We start from the raw sequence: 18,895 nt of genomic DNA, 5'->3' as shown, positions 1-18,895 counted from the left end.
GGAGGTGAGCGAGATCAGGGGAGTGCGGTCAGCGGGCGGCCGGGAGTCGCACGCGGATCCGGCAGCCGTCGGGGTCGTCGACGACGTCGATCTCGCCGTCGTGGAGGGCGATCGCCCAGCGTGCGATGGCCAGTCCCAACCCGGTCTGGCCGTCGCGCGAACCGCCGCGGGTGAACCGCTCGAAGATGCGGCTGCGCTCGGCGGGTGCGACGCCGGGACCCTGGTCGGCCACCTCGATGACCGTGGCCGTCGGTTCGGACCGCGCCGCGATCGCGACGGTGCCGCCCGGAGGGGAATGGCGGGTCGCGTTGTCGAGGAGGTTGGCGAACACCTGGTGCAGTCGCGCCTCGTCGGCCTCGACCGTGAGGTCGGTGGGGACGGCGTTGTGGAAGGTGACGTCGGTGCGGGATCCGCTGCTGCGGTTGCGCAGGCGACACTCGGCGACGGCGTCGGAGGCGAAGCCGTGTAGGTGGACCGGACCCCGGTGCAGGGCGACCGCGCCGCCCTCGACACGGGAGAGGTCGAGGAGGTCGGTGATGAGTCGCCCCAGCCGCTCGGTCTGGTTCAGTGCCAGGTCGAGGGTCTCGCGGTCGGGGGTCGCCACGCCGTCGACGAGGTTCTCCAACACGGCGTGCAACGCCGCGACCGGGGTGCGCAGCTCGTGGGCGACGTTGCCGATGACCTCCCGGCGGTAGGTGTCGGTCTCGGCGAGGTCGGCGGCCATCTGGTTGAACGCCGTGGCGAGGGTGCCGATCTCGTCACGCGAGGTGGCCCGCACCCGACCGGTGTAGTCGCCCTGCGACATCCGCCGCACCGCACCGGTCATCTCCCGCAGGGGCGAGGTCATGCCGTGGGCCAGCACCCACGTCACCACGAACGCGACGGCCAGGGCCATCAGCAACGCGTACCGGAATTGCCACTGCGCGGTCACCCAGAACGACACGCTCGAGGTGAACAGTGCGGTGCCGACCACCACGGCGGTCTTGAACTTGAACGACCGCATCGCGTCGAGCGGTCGCGGCAGGCCGGGCGTCACGGCCGGCCGGTCGCGTCGGGGCGGGCGTCGAGCGCATAGCCGACCCCGTGCACGGTCCGGATATGGTGGGCGCCCACCTTCTGACGCAGCGAGCGAATGTGGGAGTCGACGGTGCGTGTCTCGCCGGCCTCGGCCCATCCCCACACCGTCTCCAGCAGCTGCCCACGACTGAGGACCGCACCGGGATGGCGCGCGAGGGTGGCGAGCAGGTCGAACTCGGTGCGCGTGAGATGCACGGCCGCGGCGGCGACCGTGACCTGTCGGGCGCTGTGGTCGATGCGGAGATTCCCGAACGTCGCGACGTCAGCCTCGGCCGAGGCGGAGGTGTCGGGCGAGGGGTAGCGCTCCACCCGACGCAGTAGCGCACGGGTGCGGGCGACGAGCTCGCGCATGGAGAACGGCTTGGCCAGGTAGTCGTCGGCGCCCACCCCCAGCCCGATGACGAGGTCGGTCTCCTCCGAGCGCGCGGTCAGCATCAACACCGGGGTCGGGGTGTGGGTCTGCATCTGCCGGCACACCTCGAGGCCGTCGATCCCGGGGAGCATCAGGTCGAGGATCACCACGTCGGGCACCGACTCGCGGTGGCGGTCGAGGGCGTCGGGGCCGGTGTCGGCGGTGCGGACGACGAACCCCTCCGCGCGCATCCGCTCGGCGATGGACGTCCGGATGACCGGTTCGTCGTCGACCACGAGCACCGACGGGCCCGCCCCGATCTCGCCTGTCCCGTTCTCCGCTGGCTCCATGGCTGAGACGGTAGTGACCGGTTGTCCACATGCCGCGCAGATCATGTGCAGACTCTGTGAAGACCCCGCTGTCGCCGGGTGGTCCGCCCACGGGAGGCAATTTGGCCCCGCCCGGCATCTGTTGCATACTGTTCGGGTTGCCCTGATCGGGTACGCGCTCTCGTGCGGCCTCGATCGGGTACGAGTGTGGCTGACGGAGCAAGCGGAGACGAACTGCTCGGGGCATCGGACCGCACTCGTTCGACAAGCACGGATGTCCGATCTCGGCGCCACCAAGTGGCCGGATCGGTGAGGTTCACGGCAGATGACGCAATGGCCCGGACATGTCGCCACAGATGTGTTCGAGCAAACGACACGCCCGACCTCGGGTGTCGGAGAGATCCGCACCCGGCCAGCTCGACCAGGCCCGTATCGACGCACGTCGTGACGGGTCGAACGCACAACGACAGATGAACAGTGTCGATCACCTCCGGCGAGGGTTCGCCGGTAGCGCGCAGGACGCCTGCGTGCGGTGGTCATCTGTGGCCGCGCTCGCGCGGCGATCTGCCGACTAGACACCAGACGGAAGAGGACACAGCGTGGCGGGACAAAAGATCCGCATCAGGCTCAAGGCCTATGACCATGAGGCGATCGACGCTTCGGCGCGCAAGATCGTGGAGACCGTGACCCGTACCGGGGCTCGCGTGGTCGGCCCGGTGCCGTTGCCCACCGAGAAGAACGTGTACTGCGTGATTCGTTCGCCGCACAAGTACAAGGACTCTCGCGAGCACTTCGAGATGCGGACGCACAAGCGTCTGATCGACATCCTCGACCCCACGCCCAAGACCGTTGACGCCCTGATGCGCATCGATCTGCCGGCCAGCGTCGACGTCAACATCCAGTAGACGAGCCAGAGCGCCGAAGAGGGACTGACACAGATATGACACAGAAGAACGGAAAGGGAATCCTGGGCACCAAGCTCGGGATGACCCAGGTCTTCGACGAGAACAACCGGGTCGTGCCGGTGACCGTCGTGAAGGCCGGACCGAACGTGATCACGCAGATCCGCACGAAGGAGACCGACGGCTACGTCGCCGTCCAGCTCGCCTTCGGTGCGATCGATCCGCGGAAGGTGACCAAGCCGGTCGCAGGACAGTTCGCCAAGGCCGGCGTCACGCCGCGCCGCCACCTGGCCGAACTCCGCGTCGACGACGCGTCCTCCTTCACCGTGGGCCAGGAGCTCACCGCCGAGATCTTCGCCGACGGCGCCGTCGTCGACGTGACCGGCACCTCGAAGGGCAAGGGCTTCGCGGGCGTCATGAAGCGCCACGGCTTCAAGGGCCTGGGCGCGAGCCACGGTGCCCACCGCGTGCACCGCGCACCCGGCTCGATCGGTGGCTGCGCCACCCCGGGTCGCGTGTTCAAGGGCATGCGGATGGCCGGACGCATGGGCAACGAGCGCGTCACCACCCAGAACCTGACCGTGCACAAGGTCGATGCCGAGGCCGGCCTCCTGCTGATCAAGGGAGCGATCCCGGGTCGCAAGGGCGGCGTCGTGATCGTCCGCGACGCAGTGAAAGGCGGTGTGACCGTATGAGCGTCAACACCACGAAGTCGACGGGCGACGCAGCCACCAAGCTGACCCTCGACGTCAAGACCGCCGACGGCAAGACCGACGGCACCGTCGAGCTCCCCGCCGAGATCTTCGACGCGCCGGCCAACATCGCGCTGATGCACCAGGTGGTCATCGCGCAGCAGGCCGCCGCACGGCAGGGCACGCATTCGGCCAAGACCCGCGCCGAGGTCTCCGGCGGTGGCGCGAAGCCGTACCGCCAGAAGGGAACCGGCCGCGCCCGTCAGGGCTCGACCCGCGCCCCGCAGTTCACCGGTGGTGGCGTCGTGCACGGCCCGAAGCCGCGTGACTACAGCCAGCGCACCCCCAAGAAGATGAAGGCCGCCGCCCTGCGCGGAGCCCTCTCGGACCGGGCGCGCAACGAGCGCATCCACGTGATCACCGAACTCGTCGCCGGGCAGGACCCGTCGACGAAGGCCGCGCGGACGTTCCTCGAGGCGCTGTCGGATCGCCGCAAGTTCCTGGTCGTCATCGGCCGCGAGGACACCGCGGCGTGGAAGTCGGTCGCGAACCTGCAGTACGTGCTGCCGATCACGCCCGATCAGCTCAACACCTACGACGTGCTCGATTCAGACGAGGTCGTGTTCAGCGTCGAGGCGCTCAACGCGTTCGTCTCGCGCGCGGTGAAGACAGACGAGAAGGAGGCCTGAGATGACTGTTGAGGCAGATCCGCGCGACATCATCCTCGCGCCGGTGATCTCGGAGAAGTCCTACGGACTGATCGAGGACAACGTGTACACGTTCATCGTGCACCCGGAGTCCAACAAGACCCAGATCAAGATCGCCATCGAGAAGATCTTCGATGTCTCGGTCGTGAGCGTGAACACCGCCAACCGTCAGGGCAAGCGCAAGCGCACCCGGTCGGGCTACGGCAAGCGCAAGGACACCAAGCGCGCCATCGTCACGCTGACCGCAGACAGCAAGCCCATCGAGATCTTCGGAGGGCCGGTCGGCTGACGCCGCCGGTACCCCTGGGAAGAAGTAGAGGACAAGAAGACTCATGGCCATTCGTAAGTACAAGCCGACGACACCGGGCCGCCGCGGCGCCAGTGGCGCCGACTTCGCCGAGGTCACCCGTGACCACCCGGAGAAGTCGCTCGTCCGCCCGCTGCACGGTCGCGGCGGTCGTAACGCGCACGGACGCATCACCACCCGGCACAAGGGTGGCGGGCACAAGCGCGCCTACCGACTGATCGACTTCCGTCGCAACGACAAGGACGGCGTCAACGCCAAGGTCGCTCACATCGAGTACGACCCCAACCGCACCGCGCGCATCGCGCTCCTGCACTACCTCGACGGCGAGAAGCGCTACATCATCGCGCCGAAGGGGCTCAACCAGGGCGACGTCGTGGAGTCGGGGGCAACCGCCGACATCAAGCCCGGCAACAACCTGCCGCTCCGCAACATCCCGACCGGTACCCAGATCCACGCCGTGGAACTGCGTCCCGGTGGTGGCGCGAAGATGGCCCGCAGTGCCGGCGCCTCGATCCAGCTGCTGGGCAAGGAGGGTGCACACGCCACCCTGCGCATGCCCTCGGGTGAGATCCGCCGCGTCGACGTGCGCTGCCGCGCCACCGTCGGCGAGGTCGGCAACGCCGAGCAGAGCAACATCAACTGGGGCAAGGCCGGCCGTATGCGCTGGAAGGGCAAGCGCCCCACCGTCCGTGGTGTCGTCATGAACCCGGTCGACCACCCGCACGGTGGTGGTGAGGGCAAGACCTCCGGTGGTCGCCACCCGGTCAGCCCGTGGGGACAGCCGGAAGGCCGCACCCGCCGCAACAAGCCCAGTGATCAGTTGATCGTCCGCCGCCGCCGTACCGGCAAGAACAAGCGATAAGCAGGAGGGAGTAGCAGATGCCACGCAGTCTGAAGAAAGGCCCGTTCGTCGACGACCACCTCCTGAAGAAGGTGGACGTCCAGAACGAGAAGGGCACCAAGCAGGTCATCAAGACCTGGTCGCGCCGCTCGACGATCATCCCCGACTTCATCGGTCACACCTTCGCCGTCCACGACGGTCGCAAGCACGTGCCGGTGTTCGTCTCGGATTCGATGGTCGGACACAAGCTCGGTGAGTTCGCACCGACGCGCACGTTCAAGGGACACATCAAGGACGACCGGAAGGCGAAGAGGCGATGAGTGCAGCCAAGAGCCCGGAGACTCTGAACCCGACGGCCAAGGCCACCGCGAAGTTCGTTCGCGTCACGCCGATGAAGGCCCGCCGCGTCATCGATCTCGTCCGCGGCAAGAACGTCGACGAGGCGCTCGACATCCTGCTGTTCGCGCCGCAGGCCGCGAGCGAGCCCGTCGCCAAGGTCGTCGCGAGTGCCGCGGCCAACGCGGAGAACAACCTGGGACTCGACCGGCGCACGCTGGTCGTCTCGCAGGCGTTCGCCGACGAGGGCCCCACGATGAAGCGTTTCCGTCCGCGTGCCCAGGGGCGCGCGTTCCGGATCCGCAAGCGCACCAGCCACATCACCGTGGTCGTCGAGAGCGTCACCGCCTCGGCCCCGTCGGGTCGCAGCCGGTCGAAGACACCCAAGAAGGCCGTGTCGCAGAAGGCCGCCGCGAAGACAAGCAAGGGAGCTCAGTAGTGGGCCAGAAGATCAACCCGCACGGCTTCCGTCTGGGTATCACCACCGACTGGAAGTCGCGGTGGTACGCCGACAAGCAGTACGCGGACTACGTGAAAGAGGATGTCGCCATCCGCAAGCTCCTGGCCACCGGCCTCGAGCGCGCCGGCATCGCCAAGGTGGAGATCGAGCGCACGCGTGACCGCGTCCGCGTCGACATCCACACCGCCCGTCCGGGCATCGTCATCGGTCGCCGCGGCGCCGAGGCCGACCGGATCCGTGGCGACCTGGAGAAGCTGACCGGCAAGCAGGTGCAGCTCAACATCCTCGAGGTCAAGAACGCCGAGTCCGAGGCGCAGCTGGTGGCACAGGGTGTCGCCGAGCAGCTCTCGAACCGCGTCGCGTTCCGTCGCGCCATGCGCAAGGCGATCCAGTCGGCCATGCGTCAGCCCAACGTCAAGGGGATCCGGGTGCAGTGCTCGGGTCGTCTGGGCGGTGCCGAGATGAGCCGCAGCGAGTTCTACCGCGAGGGCCGCGTGCCCCTGCACACGCTGCGTGCCGACATCGACTACGGGCTGTACGAGGCCAAGACCACCTTCGGCCGTATCGGCGTGAAGGTCTGGATCTACAAGGGCGACATCGTCGGCGGCAAGCGCGAGCTCACCGCCGCGTCGGCCCCGGCCGGCGACCGTCCCCGTCGTGAGCGTCCGGCCCGTCCGCGCCGCAGCGGTGCCTCGGGCACCACCGCGACCAGCACCGAGGCCGGCCGCGCAGCGGCCGACACCGCCACCGCGGTCGCCACCGAGGCCCCGGTCGCGGTCGACACCGCCACGGCGCCGACAGAGAACCAGGAGGGCTGACCCATGCTGATCCCACGCCGGGTCAAGCACCGCAAGCAGCACCACCCCAGCCTCAAGGGGCAGGCCAAGGGCGGCACCAAGGTGACGTTCGGTGACTACGGCATCCAGGCACTGGAGAGCGCGTACATCACCAACCGTCAGATCGAGTCCGCGCGTATCGCGATCAACCGGCACATCAAGCGTGGCGGCAAGGTGTGGATCAACATCTTCCCCGACCGCCCGCTGACCAAGAAACCCGCCGAGACCCGCATGGGTTCCGGTAAGGGTTCGCCCGAGTGGTGGGTCGCGCCGGTCAAGCCCGGTCGCGTGCTGTTCGAGATGAGCTACCCCGATGAGCACACCGCTCGCGAGGCCCTGCGCCGCGCGCAGCACAAGCTGCCCATCAAGACCCGCATCGTGACACGAGAGGAGTCGTTCTGATGGCACTCGGTATCGCTGCCGCCGAGCTCCGCGAGCTCGGTGACACAGAACTCCTCGAGCGTCTGCGCGAGTCGAAGGAAGAGCTGTTCAACCTGCGCTTCCAGATGGCGACCGGACAGCTCGACAACAACCGCCGTCTGCGGCTGGTCCGTCGTGAGATCGCACGCGTCTACACCGTGATGCGTGAGCGCGAGCTCGGACTCGCCGGCGGCCCGGACTCCGACGCGACGGTCGGTGACGACGCATGAGCGAGAAGGACACCACTGTGACAACACCCGAAACGAAGCCGCGCGCACAGCGCAAGGTGCGCGTCGGTTATGTCGTGAGCGACAAGATGCAGAAGACGATCGTGGTCGAGCTCGAGGACCGCGTGAAGCATCCCCTCTACGGCAAGATCATCCGCACCACCTCGAAGGTGAAGGCCCATGACGAGCAGGAGATCGCCGGCATCGGCGACCGCGTGCGTCTCATGGAGACCCGCCCGCTGAGCGCCACCAAGCGCTGGCGCCTCGTCGAGGTCCTCGAGAAGGCCAAGTAAGCCCTCTCGCATCACGACCCACGTAGAGCGGAACGACCCGCCACCGGATTCCGGTGGCGGGTCGTTCTGTGTGTGCGAACCGGTGTCGCGACCGACCTCAGAAGTCGGTGGGTGAACTCAGTCCGACCGCGACGATGAGGACGATCAGCAGCACCAGCAATACGAGACTGATGGCGCCGCAGATGATCCCGGCCGTCGCCTGACCGGTACCGCGGAAGCGCGCGGGCTCGCGGGTGATCTGACCTCGGGCGAGGAAACCGGTGATGAGCGCCGCGATCGCCAGCGGCACCCCGAGGTAGCAGAGCAGCAGCGCGGGGATCGACAGGATGCCCGTGACCAGCGAGACCACGGCGAGCGTGTTGTTCTGTGGTGCACCGAAAGCGGGCGCACCGAACTGCGCTTGACCGTAGGGGGCCTGTCCGTACTGGGGTTGGCCATACGGCGGCTGCTGCCCGTGCGGGGGCTGCCCGTGCGGGGGCTGTCCGTACTGCGGCTGTCCGTAGGGCGGCTGCTGTCCGTACTGGGGTTGCTCGTACTGGGGTTGCTCGTACTGAGGTTGCTCGTACTGAGGTTGCTCGTACTGGGGTTGTCCGTACGGGGACTGGACGGGCGGCGGCGGATACGCCGGGTCCGAGGCGCCGGGATACGGCGGCGGAGTGGATTTCTGGAGGTCGGGCTTCTCGTCGCCGTTCGACCAGGGCTCGTGGGGTGTGCTCATCGAAGCGTTGTACCACAGGACAGATGACCGACACCGGTTCCGCCGGAGCGTCGTCGGTTACCATCGTTCCTCGTGCCGACGGGGGAGTCGGCGCAGGAGGGGATGGCTGTGACCGAGGTCGTGGACGGACCGGGGGAGCCCGGCGTGGTCGAGCAGAGGACCTTCGGATTGACGGCCGCCCAGGAGGAGATGTGGGCCGCCGAGCAGTTGCAGGACGACTACTCGGTCACCGTCGCCCACTATCTCGACATCACCGATGATGGCCACCCCTTCGATCCCGAGGTGTTCCGCCGCGGCGTCATCGAGGGTGCGCGGCTGCTCGAGACGGCGTACTCCCGGTTCGTGCTCGTCGACGGCGAACCACGACAGTTCGTCGACCCCGACCCCGACGTCGCCTTCGACGTCACGACGGTCGATCTGCGTTCCGAGCCCGATCCGCTCGCCGCGGCGCACGAGTGGATGCGCGCCGACCACACCGCGACGATGGACCTCACCGCCGACCCGATGGCGGTGTCGGCCTTCATCCGCGTGGCCGATGACCGCACCTTCTGGTATCTGCGGGGTCACCACATCGCCTTCGACGGGTTCGCGGCACTGACCTGCCTGCACGAGGGCGTCGACCGCTACAACGCCGCCCTGTCGGGCGAGACCTACGAGGTGGCCCCGCGGGCCACCCTGGCCGAGGTGACGGCCGACGACGAGCGGTACCGATCGGGGTCGCGCCGCGACGCCGACGCGGCCCACTGGTCGGAGCGGGTGGCCGATCTCCCGGCGCCGGTGTCGTTGGCACCCGCGCAATCCGGTCGGCTCCATCCCGATCACGCGATCGCCGGCCGCGAGCTCTCGGCCGACACCCGCACCATGCTCGACGCGCGCGCCGAGCAGTTCGGCGGGTCGGCCGCGCCGCTGCTCGCGTCGGCGTTCGGTGCCTTCCTCGCGGTGGCCGCCGACCGCGACGACGTCGTGCTGACGCTGCCCATCACCGGGCGGGTCACGGCGAAGATCAAACGTGCGGGTGGAATGGTGGCCAACATGCTGCCGGTGCGTGTCGACGCCGTCGCGCGTCACACGCCCGAATCCCTGGTGGCCGTGGTCGGTTCGGAGCTCACCGGATGTCTGCGCCACCAGAGGTACCGGTTCGCCGACATCGCCCGGATCGCCGGTCTCGACGAGCGACGGGTCACGTTCGGCCCCATCGTGAATCTGGTGTTCTTCGAGAAACCGCTGCAGCTGCACGGCGCCCGGGTGAGCTACCACATCGTGTCCTCCGGCATCCTCGAGGACCTGCGGATCAACCTCTACCAGGCGGGTGCGGGTCTGCCGATCCGCGTGGATCTGCACGGCAACTCGACCATGTACTCCCAGGCCGAGATCGCCGCGCACCTCGACGCCTTCCTGGTGTTCCTCGACGAGTTCCTCGCCCGCCCCGGCGATCCGATCGCCACCATCGGGTCGATGATCAGAGGTGGCCTGACCGTCCGCTGAGAGTCACCTGTCAATCGGTGCGGACCGGATTGCCGGACAACGCCCATGTGCACAGATCGAGCGCTCGGTGCACACGGGGGTGTTGGGGCTGGAGATACGCATGTGGCGCAATATGTTTCGCCCCGCGAACGGGTAGGAACCGATCACACCATTTTCACCGTGAACACGTCCTGCGAACGGGTGAACCTTGGACAACTGCACAGTCGCGCTCGGTATGCTGACCGTGCCGGAAAGCGCAGGCGGGGGCATGCGTACAGAAATCGACCCGAGCAATCGGTTACGTAGGTCCCGACAGAAACGATGAACAAACCATGTGTGCGTACAGCGATGGGGGTGTGAGCCCCGGCACCAGCGGTCGCGGTGACCGCATCCCGTTGACCGCGGCGCAGCGTGGGATGTGGTTCGCCGAGAGCCTGCAACGGGACTATTCGGTCACCGTGGCCCACTACCTCGACATCGTCGATGTCGACCGCCCGCTCGACCGCGACCTGTTCCGCCGCGCCGTCCGTGACGCCGCCCGTTCGCTGGAGTCGGCGTTCACCCGCATCGAACTCGTCGACGACGTGCCGATGGTGGTCGTCGACCCCGACATCGACTTCGACGTCACCGAGATGGATCTGCGTGCCGAGCCCGACCCCATGGCCGCCGCGCAGGCGTGGATGGCCGACGACCACCGTCGGCCGATGGATCTCCTGCGCGACCCGATCGCGATCTCGGTCCTGATCCGCGTCGCCGACGACCGGGCGCTGTGGTACCTCCGCGGCCATCACATCGCCTTCGACGGCTACTCCGCGCTGAACAGCCTGCACGAGGCGGTGCACCGCTACAACGCGATGTGCCGCGGGGAGGAGTACGTCCACCCGCCCCGTGCATCGCTGGCCGAGGTCGCCGCGGACGACGCCGCCTACGCCGACAGCAGCCGTCGCGCCGGTGATCGCGCGCACTGGGTCGACCGCGCGGCGGACCTGCCCGAACGGGTCACCCTGGCCCGTCGCGCGACATCGGCCCGACTCTCCCCGGCGAACGTGGTGGCGAGTACCCGCCTGACCCTGCACGCGCAGAAGGCCCTCGAGTCCGCGGCGGCGCAGACCTCGAGTTCCGTTGCGACCGTGCTCACCGCGGCCTTCGCGGCCTACCTCGCCGCGGTCACCGGCACCGACGACGTCGTGCTGAGCCTGCCCGTCACCGGCCGGGCCGCGGCGAAGATGAAGCGCGCCAGCAGCATGGTGTCGAACATGCTGCCCGTCCGCGCCCGCGACCTCGCCACCATCTCCGGGCGTGCGTTGATCCGCGACGTCCAGACCGAACTGACCGGTGTGCTCCGACACCAGCGCTACCGCTACGAGGACATCCGCGGCCACGCCGGACTCACCGACGCGAGCGCGGCCTCCTTCGGCCCGATCGTGAACCTCGTGTTCTTCGACCGACCGATCGCGATCGACGGGGCGCGCACCGACTACCAGATCCTGTCGTCGGGGATCCTCGACGACCTCCGGGTCAACCTGTACTCGGCCGGACCCGGTGAGCGGCTCGTCGTCGACCTCCACGGCAACCCGAACCTATACTTCCGCAAGGAACTCGACGACCATCTCACGCGACTGCTCGTCGTCGTCGAGCGTCTGCTCGCCGATCTCGACCGGCCGGTGCGCGACGTCGAGCTGCTCCTGCCCGGGGAACGCGACGCGGTCCTCGCGCTCGGACGCACCGACGCTGCGTCGCAGCATGATCCGTCGTCTGACGGGCATCTACTGATGCCTTTCCTGCGTCAGGTCGAGCGCACCCCGGATGCGCCGGCGCTGGAGACCGACGACGCCGTGCTGACCTACCGCGACGTCGACGACAGGCGGCGCGCACTGGCCGCCCTGCTCGTCGACTCCGGTGTCGTGCCGGGTGACCGCGTGATCATCGCGCTCGACCGCGGCGTCGACCAGGTGTGCGCGGTGTACGCGGTGCTCGGACTGGGGGCGGTGTACATCCCGGTCGATCCCGACGAGGCCGCCGACCGCCGGGCCGCGATCGCCGGGATCGTGGCGCCCCGGGTGACCGTCGATCGTGCGTGGACCGCGGATGCGTCGACGTCGGGGCGCATACCCAGCGATCACGCGCGTCGAGTGGCGGATCGGCTCGTCACGGTCGGGCCCGCGTACGTCATCTTCACCTCGGGATCGACCGGGACCCCCAAGGGTGTCGTGGTCGACCACGCCGCGGTCCTTACGCGGCTGCGGTGGATGCAGGACGACCACCCGGTGTCGACGGCGGACGCGATCCTGCACAAGACGCCGACCACGTTCGACGTCTCCGTCTGGGAACTGTTCTGGCCGTTGATGACCGGCGCCCGCATGGTCATCGCCCGACCGGGGGGCCACCGCGACCCGCGGTACCTGCACGACGCCATGACCCGCCACGGTGTCACCACCGTCCACTTCGTCCCCGCCATGCTCGACGTCTACCTCGACGCCGAGCAGGCCCTGCCGGCGTCGGTGCGCCAGGTCTTCACCTCCGGTGAGGCCCTGTCGGTCACTGCGGCGCGGCGCCTGCTCATGGGCTCGTCGGCCACGCTGACGAACCTCTACGGCCCCACCGAGGCCGCCGTCGACGTCACCGCCCACGCCGTGGACGCGCGCGCCGACACCGTGCCCATCGGTCGGCCCGTCACCGGCACCGACGTCTACGTCCTCGACCCCGCGCTGCGGGTGGTCCCGGTCGGCGTCGTCGGCGAACTGCACATCGCCGGCCGCCAACTCGCCCTCGGTTACGTCGCCGCCCCGGACCGCACCGCCGAACGCTTCGTCGCCGACCCGTACGGCGCGCCCGGTGATCGCATGTACCGGACCGGTGACCTGGTGCGCTGGAACGACTCAGGTGAACTGGAGTACCTCGGGCGGGGCGATCACCAGGTGAAGATCCGCGGCCAACGCGTCGAGCTCGGCGAGATCGAGTCGGTGCTCGAGTCCGTCGAGGGCGTCGATGCGGCGACGGTCATCGCGCGCACCGACCTCGGGCCTGCGCCCCTGCTGGTCGCCTACCTGCGTGGCAGCGCACTCGACGAGGACGACCACCGGGTGCTGGCCCTGGCCCGGCGCAGACTGCCCGCCCACATGGTGCCCGGTGCCGTGGTCGTGCTCGACGAGTTCCCGGTCACCTCCTCGGGCAAGGTCGACCGTCGCGCGCTACCCGATCCGATCATCCGAACCGGGGTCGAGCACGCCGAGGCCCGGACGGATACCGAGATCGCCCTCGCCGCGGCGATCGCCGAACTCCTCGACCGTGAGCGGGTGGGCATGCGCGACAACCTGTTCGCGCTCGGCGCCGACTCGCTGGTCGCCGCACGACTGGTGTCGACGATGCGGTCCCGACACGGTCTCGATCTCGCGCTCACCGACGTCTTCGACGCCGCGACCATCGGCGAACTGGCCGAGAGGACCCTGCGTGTCACCGACGCGGTCCCCGGCGCGAACGAGTCCGAGGTGGCGGCCGTGACGACACGGCCCGCGGTCCTGCCGTTGTCGCCGGCGCAGACCCGCCTGTGGTTCATCAACCGGATGGCGCCGCACGAGCCGACCTACAACATGCCCGGTGCTCTCCGCCTGCCCGGTGACGCCGACGCCGACGCGATCGTCGCCGCGCTCGGAGATGTCCTGGCGCGCCACGAGATCCTGCGCACCCGGTTCCCGTCGGTCGACGGCGAGCCGACGCAGGAGGTCGCCGCCACCGCGGATGCGGTCGACGCCGTCACCGCCGACATCGGCGAGGTCGTGACCGTCGCGGCCGACCGGCTCGACCACGCGATCGGCGAGATCGTGTCCCGCGGTTTCGATCTCACCCGTGAGCTGCCCGTCCGTGCGCGGTTGCTGCGGGTCCCCACCCCCGGCGTCGTCGACCACCCCGGCGTCGCCGACATCGCCACCACGATCTCCGACGAGAATTCCGCCACCGCAGCGGATCTCGTCGTGGTCCTCGTGGTGCACCACATCGCGGCCGACGGCCAGTCGCTGCCGCCTCTGTTGGCCGACCTGATGGCGGCGTACACCGCGCGCCGTGCACACCGCGCACCGGACTTCGCGCCGCTCGCGTTCCAGTACGCCGACGTCACCCTGCGCGCCCGTGCACGCCTCGGTGACGCGGAGCACCCGACGCCCGCGGCCCGTGCCGCACTGGACTTCTGGCGTGCCGAACTCGACGGCGCCCCCGAGATCCTCACCCTGCCGACCGACCGCCCGCGCCCACAGATCCCCAGCGGCATCGGCGATCACGTCGACGCCGTCATCCCCGCCGAGCTCGCCACCGCTGTCCGTGACCTGGCTCGCGGCCTGTCGGTGACACCGTTCGCCGTGGTGCACAGCGCGCTCGCCGTCGTCCTCGGCCGTCTCGCCGGCACCGACGACGTGTGCATCGGCACCGCCGTCGCCGGTCGTGACGACCCGGCCACCGCCGGACTGATCGGCATGTTCGTCAACACCGTCGTGTTGCGCAGCCGGATCGATCCGTCGGTCTCGGTCGCCGACCACATCGCCGCCTCGCACCGCACCGCGGCACGGGCGATCGCCCACGGCGACATCCCGTTCGAGCGCGTCGTCGACGCCGTCGCCCAGCGACGCGGATCCGCGCATCCGCCGCTCGTCGGCGTCGCCCTGACGATGCAGGTCGACCCGCTGGCCGCGCTCGCCGAGGTCGGCGCGATCCCGCTCATCACGCAATCACGCGTCCGCGCCGCGAAATACGATCTGACGCTCACGCTGACCGAGTCGGCGGACCGACGTTCCGACGCCGCCTATCGCCTCGAGATCGCCTACGCCACCGACCTGTTCGACCGCACGACCGCCGTCGAGCTCGGCCGGCAGCTGCACCGGGTGCTGCAGACCATGGTCGACGCGCCCACCGGTCCGGTCGGACGCATCGATCTCGTCGCGCCGGATCGCATCGGTGCGCTGGCCGCGCCGCCCCTGGTGTCGCCGTCTCCGCAGCCGCTCCGCAGACTCCTCGCGACCGGTGCGCGCGTCGCCGACGACGACGCGCCCGCCGTGTCGGGGGAGATCACCATGGCGTGGTCGGTGTTCGAGGCATGGACCAACCAGATGGCCCGGGAACTCATCGCCCGCGGCATCGGACCCGGCGATGTCGTCGCCATCAGCATCGGTCGCTCGGCACATTCGGTCGCCGCACTCGTCGCGGTGGCCAAGACCGGGGCCGCGTTCGTCACGATCGACCCCGCCCACCCGCCGGCCCGGCGGACCCAGCTCGTCGCCGACAGCGCGGCGGTGCTCGGACTGTCGGTGCGTGCCGCCCTCCCGGAGGCGCCGGGGGACGACACCGTGTCGTGGGTCGCGATCGACGACGTCGCCTTCGAGCTGGCGCTCGCGGGCTACAGCGGCGCGCCGGTCGGCGACGACGAGATCCGACGCCCGGTCCACATCGACGACCTCGCGTACCTGCTCTACACCTCCGGATCCACCGGGCGACCCAAGGCCGCCGCGATCACCCACGCCGGACTCACCGCGATGGTCGACGGACAGCGCTCCATCATGGGCGCGCACCCGGGCGGCCGTTATCTGCACGTGGCGTCGCCGAGCTTCGACGTGTCGGTGTACGAGATCCTCATGGCCCTGTGTGCCGGTGGCGAACTCGTGATCAGTCCGCCCGAGGTGTTCGCCGGCGACGAGCTGACCGCACTGCTCGTCCGGCATCGGGTGACCCACGCCGTGGTGACACCACTGGTCGCCGCGACCCTCGACCCGGCCGCTCTCACCGAGCTGACCCTGATGGGTTTCGCGGGCGAGAAGGTCCCGCCGGAACTGGTCGAGACCTTCGACGCCCCGCACCGGTCGCTGTTCAACATGTACGGGCCCAGCGAGGCCACCATCTGGACCACGGTCGCGCGTCTGCGACCCGACACCCCCGTCACCATCGGCCGGCCGGTCCCCGGGTTCGCCGCACTCGTCCTCGACGACTGGCTGCGCCCCGTGGCCACCGGGGTGATCGGCGAGCTCTACCTCGCCGGCGCCGGCGTGGGCCGCGGCTACCACGAGCGCCCGGCGCTGACCGCGACGCGCTTCGTCGCGCACCCGTTCCTGGCCGGCGCGCGGATGTACCGCACCGGCGACCTTGTCTCCCGCAACCGCGACGGCGCCCTCGTCTACCACGGCCGCAACGACTTCCAGATCAAGCTCCGCGGCATGCGGATCGAGCCCGGCGAGGTCGACGGCGTCCTGCGTCGCCACCCGGGCATCGACCGTGCGGTGAGCGTCGGTGCCACGACCGGTCACGGCGACACCGTGCTCGTCACCTACGTCACGCCGCGTGCCGGCGCGGTGCTGGTCCCCGAGCAGATCGTCGAGCACGCCCGTCGACACCTCCCCGCGCACCTCGTGCCACACACCGTGATGGTGATCGACGACCTGCCGCGCAACCGCTCCGGCAAGGTCGACCGGTCGGCGCTTCCCCCGGTGGAGCTGCACTCCGGGCACGACTTCGTCGCTCCCCGCAGCGAACTCGAGACGATCGTGGCCGGCGTGTTCGCGTCGGTCGTCGGGGTCGACCAGGTGGGTGTCCACGACGACTTCTTCGCCATCGGGGGCAATTCGTTGTCGGCGACCAAGGTGATCTCGCGCCTCGAGCGACTGCTCGATCGCCGCCTGGCGCTGCGGGTCCTGTTCGAGAACCCCAGCGTCGCAACACTCGTCGGTGCGTTGGGGTCGGGCGCACCCGGGTCGGGGGCGTCGGTCGCGGGAGACGGCGCGCCGCTGACCACCCGGCGTCGCTCCGAGGTGGTTCCGGTCTCCGGCGCTCAGCGGGGCATGTGGCTGGTCAACGGCGCCGATCCCACGTCCGGGGCGCACAACATCTCGTTGTCGCTGCACCTCGCGGGCGCGCTCGACGTCGATGCGCTGCGTGCGGCCGTCGTCGACCTCGTCGCCCGACACGAGACGCTGCGCACGATCTACCCACTCGTGGGATCGGAACCGGCACAGGTGATCCTGCCCGCCGAGCTCGTCGCATCCCAGTTCGAGGTGTCGGTGATCGAACCAGCCGACGATTCGGCCGGTGACGTCGCGGTCGCCGAACTGTGCACCGGGGGATTCGATCTGACCGCGGAGTTGCCGGTGCGGGCGGCGGTCGTGCGTCGGGGGACCGACGACCACGAGCTCGTGTTCGTGGTGCACCACATCAGCGCCGACGGTGTGTCGCTGCGCCCCCTCGGACGGGATCTGGTGCACGCCTACCTCGCCCGCCGCGACGGGACACCGCCGCGTTTGCCGGCGTTGTCGCTGCAGTACGCCGACTACGCGTCGTGGCACCGCGAGCGACTCGCCGCACCGGATGCCGACGGGGTGTCGCGGGCGCAGCGCCAACTCGACCACTGGGCGCGACGTCTGCGGGGCGCTCCCGGACCGGTCGCGCTGCCGACCGATCGTCCGCGTCCGCCCGTACCGACGTCGTCCGCCGCGGCGGTCGACCTCACGATCCCGGCCGACGTCGTCTCGACGCTCTCGACCGTCGCGCGCGAGACCGGCACCACGCTGTTCATGGTCGTCCACGCCGCCTTTGCGGTGCTGCTGTCCCGGTTGAGCGGGCGCGGCGACATCGTCATCGGCACACCGCTGCACGGCCGCGGGGACGAGGCCCTCGACGACGTCGTCGGCATGTTCGTCAACACCCTCGCCCTGCGCACGGCGGTGGAGCCGGGGGAGCGGTTCACCGATCTCCTCGGACGCGTCCGCGCCGACGACCTCGCCGACATGGCCCACGCCGACGTCGCGTTCGACGACGTCGTCACGCGGGTGTCGGGAACGGGATCGGGGGCGGGCACGCACAACCCCCTGTTCTCGGTCATGCTCGCGTTCCAGAACCTCGAGTTCCCGGTGGTGGAGGTCGAGGGCCTGCGCATCACGCCGCGCGTCGCCGACACCGTCTCGGCGAAGGTCGATCTCGAGCTCATCCTGTTCCCGACCGACCCCACCGGACACACGACCGACGGCGCGATGACCGGGCGCATGATCTACGCGACCGACCTCTTCGACGCCGAGACGGTGCGGCGTCTCGTCGACCGCTGGGTGCGTCTGCTCGCCGACATCGCGTCACATCCCGACCGGGTGGTCGGTGACCTCGTACTCGAGGACGCGCCTGTGCCCGAACCGATCTCCGAGATCGGGGCGCTGCCGGATCTCGTGGCCGTCGCGTCGTCGGTCGATCCCGATGCGATCGCCGTCGACCTCGACGGGACCACGGTCAGTTTCGGGGAGATCGACTCCATGGCGGCGGCCATGCAGATCACGCTGCCCGACGGGGACGCCTACACCGCACTCACCGTGGCGCTGACGACGGTGGTGCCGGTTCTCGGCGACGGTGACGTCAGGATCCTCGACGAAGCGCTCGACCAGTTGCAGTCCAACGCCCGCCGCGTCGCCGGAGTCGGCGGCGCGCCCGCCGCGTCCGGTCCTTCCGCGCAGACGCAACCGTCGGACGGAACCGGCCGGGAGTGACGACCACCGGACCGGACGTGCCCGGCGCGTCGCCCCCTCGTCGCGTCGCCCACCGCATGACAGCCCGCCCGTCGACGCCGCACCTCGTGGCGCTCGCCGCAGATCTCGCGCCCGATCGGGTGGTGTTCGACGGTGCCACCGGACCGGTCACGCTGGCCGCACTCTCGGCCAAGATCGCGGCGACCGTCCCGATGTTGACCGCGCGGGGCATCGGCACCGAGGCGGCCGTGAGTGCCACGGTCACCGGGCTGCTCCCGCGGACGGGCCTGCCCCCGGCACAGATCGGTGCGGCGACCGCCGAGGCTCTCGCGCGGATCGCCGCGACGGTCGACGAGGTCGCCGGCACCTCCGATTGGGGCTCGGTCCCGGGCCGCTTCCGGGCCGCGGTGCGCCGATCGGCGATGCATGCGCACGGGGGCGGGGTGCACGGGGC

At 69.7% G+C, this 18,895-nt stretch carries 16 protein-coding genes and 1 pseudogene (1 of these 17 cut by a window edge); 14 read left to right on the top strand and 3 right to left on the bottom strand.

Annotation, left to right across the window (positions count from 1 at the left end; translation table 11 throughout):
• Positions 1-28 precede the first annotated feature (28 nt).
• Positions 29-1,003: a HAMP domain-containing sensor histidine kinase gene (locus OG579_RS07395; protein WP_328859185.1), complete on the bottom strand. Its 975-nt coding sequence runs from the start codon at positions 1,001-1,003 to the stop codon at positions 29-31.
• Positions 1,004-1,032: 29 nt separating this feature from the next.
• Positions 1,033-1,779 carry a response regulator transcription factor gene (locus tag OG579_RS07390; RefSeq protein ID WP_328858609.1) on the bottom strand — a complete coding sequence of 249 codons (747 nt, stop codon included), beginning with the start codon at positions 1,777-1,779 and terminating at the stop codon, positions 1,033-1,035.
• A 578-nt stretch (positions 1,780-2,357) separates the two neighbouring features.
• On the opposite strand from OG579_RS07390, the gene rpsJ reads away from it, so the two are divergent.
• From rpsJ to rpsQ, 11 genes and pseudogenes are all read left to right on the top strand, one after another.
• Positions 2,358-2,663 (top strand): 30S ribosomal protein S10, encoded by a 306-nt coding sequence (rpsJ, locus tag OG579_RS07385; RefSeq protein ID WP_003938093.1) that lies wholly within the window; start codon positions 2,358-2,360, stop codon positions 2,661-2,663.
• A gap of 35 nt (positions 2,664-2,698) precedes the next feature.
• A complete protein-coding gene (gene rplC, locus OG579_RS07380) occupies positions 2,699-3,355 on the top strand; it encodes a 50S ribosomal protein L3 (RefSeq protein ID WP_045823705.1) in 657 nt (218 codons plus the stop codon).
• Positions 3,352-4,041, top strand: coding sequence for a 50S ribosomal protein L4 (gene rplD, locus OG579_RS07375; protein WP_045823704.1), 690 nt, complete (start codon positions 3,352-3,354; stop codon positions 4,039-4,041). The genes rplC and rplD overlap by 4 nt, the downstream gene beginning before the upstream one ends.
• Position 4,042: 1 nt before the next feature.
• Entirely contained in the window at positions 4,043-4,348 is a 306-nt protein-coding gene (gene rplW, locus OG579_RS07370; protein WP_045823703.1) for a 50S ribosomal protein L23, read from the top strand.
• Between the two features lie 43 nt (positions 4,349-4,391).
• Positions 4,392-5,228: a 50S ribosomal protein L2 gene (gene rplB, locus OG579_RS07365; RefSeq protein WP_045823702.1), complete on the top strand. Its 837-nt coding sequence runs from the start codon at positions 4,392-4,394 to the stop codon at positions 5,226-5,228.
• A 17-nt stretch (positions 5,229-5,245) separates the two neighbouring features.
• Positions 5,246-5,527 (top strand): 30S ribosomal protein S19, encoded by a 282-nt coding sequence (rpsS, locus tag OG579_RS07360; RefSeq protein WP_045823701.1) that lies wholly within the window; start codon positions 5,246-5,248, stop codon positions 5,525-5,527.
• Positions 5,524-5,982 (top strand): 50S ribosomal protein L22, encoded by a 459-nt coding sequence (gene rplV / locus OG579_RS07355; RefSeq protein ID WP_328858608.1) that lies wholly within the window; start codon positions 5,524-5,526, stop codon positions 5,980-5,982. The genes rpsS and rplV overlap by 4 nt, the downstream gene beginning before the upstream one ends.
• Complete coding sequence (rpsC, locus tag OG579_RS07350) at positions 5,982-6,821, top strand: 30S ribosomal protein S3 (protein ID WP_045823699.1); 840 nt, start codon at positions 5,982-5,984, stop codon at positions 6,819-6,821. Before rplV ends, rpsC begins: the two co-directional genes overlap by 1 nt.
• A gap of 3 nt (positions 6,822-6,824) precedes the next feature.
• Positions 6,825-7,241: a 50S ribosomal protein L16 gene (gene rplP / locus OG579_RS07345; RefSeq protein WP_045823698.1), complete on the top strand. Its 417-nt coding sequence runs from the start codon at positions 6,825-6,827 to the stop codon at positions 7,239-7,241.
• A complete protein-coding gene (gene rpmC / locus OG579_RS07340) occupies positions 7,241-7,489 on the top strand; it encodes a 50S ribosomal protein L29 (protein WP_045823697.1) in 249 nt (82 codons plus the stop codon). Before rplP ends, rpmC begins: the two co-directional genes overlap by 1 nt.
• 23 nt (positions 7,490-7,512) lie before the next feature.
• Positions 7,513-7,779, top strand: a pseudogene (gene rpsQ, locus OG579_RS07335) (30S ribosomal protein S17); the annotation flags it as partial.
• A 97-nt stretch (positions 7,780-7,876) separates the two neighbouring features.
• Here rpsQ and OG579_RS07330 read toward each other — a convergent pair.
• Complete coding sequence (locus OG579_RS07330; RefSeq protein WP_328858607.1) at positions 7,877-8,497, bottom strand: DUF4190 domain-containing protein; 621 nt, start codon at positions 8,495-8,497, stop codon at positions 7,877-7,879.
• Between the two features lie 102 nt (positions 8,498-8,599).
• On the opposite strand from OG579_RS07330, the gene OG579_RS07325 reads away from it, so the two are divergent.
• The 3 genes from OG579_RS07325 to OG579_RS07315 form a co-directional block, all read left to right on the top strand.
• Complete coding sequence (locus OG579_RS07325; protein WP_328858606.1) at positions 8,600-9,982, top strand: condensation domain-containing protein; 1,383 nt, start codon at positions 8,600-8,602, stop codon at positions 9,980-9,982.
• A gap of 335 nt (positions 9,983-10,317) precedes the next feature.
• On the top strand, positions 10,318-18,462 hold the full coding sequence (locus OG579_RS07320) for a non-ribosomal peptide synthetase (RefSeq protein ID WP_328858605.1): 8,145 nt from the start codon (positions 10,318-10,320) through the stop codon (positions 18,460-18,462).
• Between the two features lie 56 nt (positions 18,463-18,518).
• On the top strand, positions 18,519-18,895 hold the 5' end (the start) of the coding sequence (locus tag OG579_RS07315; protein ID WP_328858604.1) for a non-ribosomal peptide synthase/polyketide synthase. It continues 39,457 nt past the right edge of the window; 377 of the gene's 39,834 nt are visible here — the first part of the coding sequence; it begins with the start codon at positions 18,519-18,521; its stop codon lies beyond the right edge, outside the window.

It is taken from the genome of Williamsia herbipolensis (genome assembly GCF_036153515.1).
In the GTDB taxonomy this organism is placed as follows: Bacteria; Actinomycetota; Actinomycetes; order Mycobacteriales; family Mycobacteriaceae; genus Williamsia_A; species Williamsia_A herbipolensis.
This window is presented reverse-complemented; position numbering and strand designations above follow the sequence as displayed.

Bases quoted from the DNA above. Each gene is read 5' to 3' on its own strand.
- rplP (WP_045823698.1), top strand. From the start codon at position 6,825: ATGCTGATCCCACGCCGGGTCAAGCACCGCAAGCAGCACCACCCCAGC.
- rplD (WP_045823704.1), top strand. From the start codon at position 3,352: ATGAGCGTCAACACCACGAAGTCGACGGGCGACGCAGCCACCAAGCTG.
- rpmC (WP_045823697.1), top strand. From the start codon at position 7,241: ATGGCACTCGGTATCGCTGCCGCCGAGCTCCGCGAGCTCGGTGACACA.
- OG579_RS07395 (WP_328859185.1), bottom strand. From the start codon at position 1,003: ATGCGGTCGTTCAAGTTCAAGACCGCCGTGGTGGTCGGCACCGCACTG.
- rpsS (WP_045823701.1), top strand. From the start codon at position 5,246: ATGCCACGCAGTCTGAAGAAAGGCCCGTTCGTCGACGACCACCTCCTG.
- OG579_RS07390 (WP_328858609.1), bottom strand. From the start codon at position 1,779: ATGGAGCCAGCGGAGAACGGGACAGGCGAGATCGGGGCGGGCCCGTCG.
- OG579_RS07330 (WP_328858607.1), bottom strand. From the start codon at position 8,497: ATGAGCACACCCCACGAGCCCTGGTCGAACGGCGACGAGAAGCCCGAC.
- OG579_RS07325 (WP_328858606.1), top strand. From the start codon at position 8,600: ATGGCTGTGACCGAGGTCGTGGACGGACCGGGGGAGCCCGGCGTGGTC.
- rplB (WP_045823702.1), top strand. From the start codon at position 4,392: ATGGCCATTCGTAAGTACAAGCCGACGACACCGGGCCGCCGCGGCGCC.
- rplW (WP_045823703.1), top strand. From the start codon at position 4,043: ATGACTGTTGAGGCAGATCCGCGCGACATCATCCTCGCGCCGGTGATC.
- rplC (WP_045823705.1), top strand. From the start codon at position 2,699: ATGACACAGAAGAACGGAAAGGGAATCCTGGGCACCAAGCTCGGGATG.
- rplV (WP_328858608.1), top strand. From the start codon at position 5,524: ATGAGTGCAGCCAAGAGCCCGGAGACTCTGAACCCGACGGCCAAGGCC.